Source organism: Arthrobacter sp. Br18 (genome assembly GCF_000520555.1).
Lineage (GTDB): Bacteria > Actinomycetota > Actinomycetes > Actinomycetales > Micrococcaceae > Arthrobacter_D.
The window spans coordinates 1-2,713 of record NZ_AZSA01000304.1; the positions used below are offsets into that span (position 1 = coordinate 1).

The following is a 2,713-nucleotide window of genomic DNA, read 5'->3' on the forward strand; positions in this document are numbered from 1 at the left end:
GCGGTGTCGGACACCGTCATGGCTTCGGCTGCCATGCAGAACCTGGAGATGTCGGCCCAGATCTCCATCAAGCTCAACCGTTCCCACCTCATCACCGGCAGGGAAGCGCTGATCCTGCCCTGCAAGGGCCGCACCGAGATCGACATTCAGGAGACCGGCGAACAGTTCGTCTCCGTCGAGGACACCGTCTGCGCCGTCCACCCCTCCTGGGGCAGCGTAGAGCCCGTGGCTCCCACGCTGCTGTCGGAGCCGGCCATTGTCAGCCGCCTTGCGCTGGCAACGATCGGGGACAAGATCGACGCCGACTGGGCCGGCTTCGAGAAGAACTACGACCTCATCCGCGACCACATTTCCCACGTCGTTGAAGCCTGCGAGGACTACAACACCCGGATCCGGCAGGAGGGCGGATTCGTCCTGGCGAACGGCCCGCGGGATTCACGGACCTTCAACACGCCCACCGGCAAGGCGGTGCTGACCGTCAACGCCCTGGAGCCCGTGGAACGGCCGGAAGGAACGCTGATCCTTCAGACCCTGCGCTCGCACGACCAGTTTAATACCACCATCTACGGCCACAATGACCGCTACCGGGGCATCAAGAAGGGCCGCCATGTAGTGATGGTCAACCCGGAGGACATTGCGGAGCTGGGACTCGAGGACGGCCAGAATGTTGACCTGCACGGCATTTACGAGGACGGTGTGGACCGGGTGTGGAGCAAGATCCGCGTGGTGTCCTATCCCACCCCACGCGGCTGCGCTGCTGCCTACTACCCCGAGGCCAATGTCCTGGTGCCCCTTGAGCATGTCGCCGAGGGCAGCAACACCCCGGTGTCGAAGCAGATCATCGTGCGGCTCACCCCGGCGGTCGACACGTCCACCGACAAGGAGGACTTCACCTTCCTCGCCCGGAAACCTGCGGTGCAGCCGGAAACACAGAGTGAGACGGTAGGCATCTGAGGCAAGCGGCGCCTTCCGCCGGAAACTGCCGGACCCTGAGCGGATCGGGACGGTAGGCCTCGACGACAGGCGGCGCCCGCGTTTATAGACTGCTGGAACCTGCCCGCGCAAGCGGCAGGTTCCAGCAGTCGAGTCGAGGCAGGCACCAGGGTGAGCGGAAGCAGGACAGGTACGCCGAAGGATCCCGTCCAGCAACGAGTTCTCCGTGTCCTGGTGTTCGCGCAGATCCTCGGCGGAATCGGAATGGGCGCAACACTCTCCCTTGGTGCACTGCTCGCAGCCGAGACCTCCGGCTCAAGTGCCTGGTCCGGGATGGCAGCCACCATGAGTACCCTGGGCGCAGCGACCGCTGCGGTCCCGCTTGCAACCCTCGCCCGCAATCGTGGACGTCGGGTCTCCCTGTCCACCGGCGCCACCGTTACGGGGGGAGGAGCGATCCTCGCTGTCACCGCGGCGTCGCTGTCCCTGTTCTGGCTCCTGCTCGTGTCCCTGGCGCTGCTCGGCGCCGGTGGAGCCACAAGCCTCCAGGCACGTTTTGCGCGCTACCGACCTCGCCGCCTCCGGCACCCGTGGCCGGGACCTCTCAATCATCGTGTGGTCCACCACGGTGGGCGCAGTCCTCGGCCCCAACCTCTTTGAGCCGGGCCAGGCGGTCGCCGTCGTCCTGGGCCTGCCGGCCCTCAGCGGCGGCTTCGTGTTCTCCATTGCCGCCCAGGCAGCAGCGGCACTGGGCTACGCGGTGGGCTTGCGGCCCGATCCGCTGCTCACCGCACTGGAGCGAAGCACGACGGCGCACTCGGCGGCTGCTGTGACCGCAGCAGCCCCGGTGGCTGTGCCCGGCGCGGCTGTACCCATCGCGGCAACCCTGCCCGCGGAAAGTTCCAGCAGCCCCGGAAACCCGCAGGAACCGGAGCCCGGTGCCGGCGGAAAGCCCTCCAGCAGGCGCGCCCTTGCGATCCTCCGGGACAACCCGGCGGCCAGGTACGCCGTCGCGTGCATCGCGATCAGTCATTCCGCCATGGTCGCGCTGATGTCCATGACGCCCCCCTATCGGCCAGACTCGTTAGAGACCGCTTCTTTAACGAGAATGAAGGCTGAAGGCAGGAGGGAAACTACGCCATGACCATCAATACATCAGCAGGAACCAGCGAGCCCATACTGGAAGTACCACGCGGCCAGGACCCGGAGGCATCGCAGCAGGGCCCGCGCACCAATCGGCAGGCACGCAGGACCTTTAGCGCCGAGTTCAAACGCTCGATCGTCCAGGAATACGACGCAGCATCGAACGGTTCCAAAGGTGCGGTATTGCGCCGTGAACGGCTTTACGACTCCCATATCCAGGAATGGCGGGCCGCGTTCGAAGCTGGCACCCTGGACAAACCGGCAGCAGGTACACGCCGTGGCCGGCCGAAGAAAACATCCGAACAGGCCCAGATTGATCAGCTGACCAAGGAGCTAAACGCGGAACGCACCGCGCACGAGAAGACCCGCGGCAAGCTGGTTTCTTCGGATGCCGCCTTGGATACCTTGGGAAAAGGAGTCGCGTTCTTGGAAGCTCTCTCATCGAAGGACGCCTCATCACCAGCACCGGCTACCAGTGCTGGCAAGCAGAGAGCGTAGCGGAGCTCAGCCCGCTGATTGGGGTGGTGAAGGCCTGCAAGCTGGTGGGCCGCTCGCGGGCGACCCAACACCGCCAGGGGAATCCGAAACCCCGGGTGCACGGGCCCTGGCCCAAGGCACAGCACCCGGCCGAGCTCTC

Annotated in this window: 4 protein-coding genes; all 4 read left to right on the top strand. The window is 65.6% G+C overall.

Going from position 1 to position 2,713, the window contains the following annotated elements; all coding sequences use genetic code 11:
- A partial coding sequence (locus Y704_RS0102485) for a molybdopterin dinucleotide binding domain-containing protein (protein ID WP_026548941.1) occupies positions 1-954 on the top strand: 954 nt, incomplete at its 5' end.
- A gap of 150 nt (positions 955-1,104) precedes the next feature.
- Entirely contained in the window at positions 1,105-1,593 is a 489-nt protein-coding gene (locus tag Y704_RS23140; protein WP_216698939.1) for a hypothetical protein, read from the top strand.
- A complete protein-coding gene (locus Y704_RS24790) occupies positions 1,490-2,077 on the top strand; it encodes a hypothetical protein (protein WP_051476615.1) in 588 nt (195 codons plus the stop codon). Before Y704_RS23140 ends, Y704_RS24790 begins: the two co-directional genes overlap by 104 nt.
- Complete coding sequence (locus Y704_RS24795; RefSeq protein WP_216698940.1) at positions 2,074-2,574, top strand: transposase; 501 nt, start codon at positions 2,074-2,076, stop codon at positions 2,572-2,574. Before Y704_RS24790 ends, Y704_RS24795 begins: the two co-directional genes overlap by 4 nt.
- Positions 2,575-2,713: the final 139 nt, after the last annotated feature.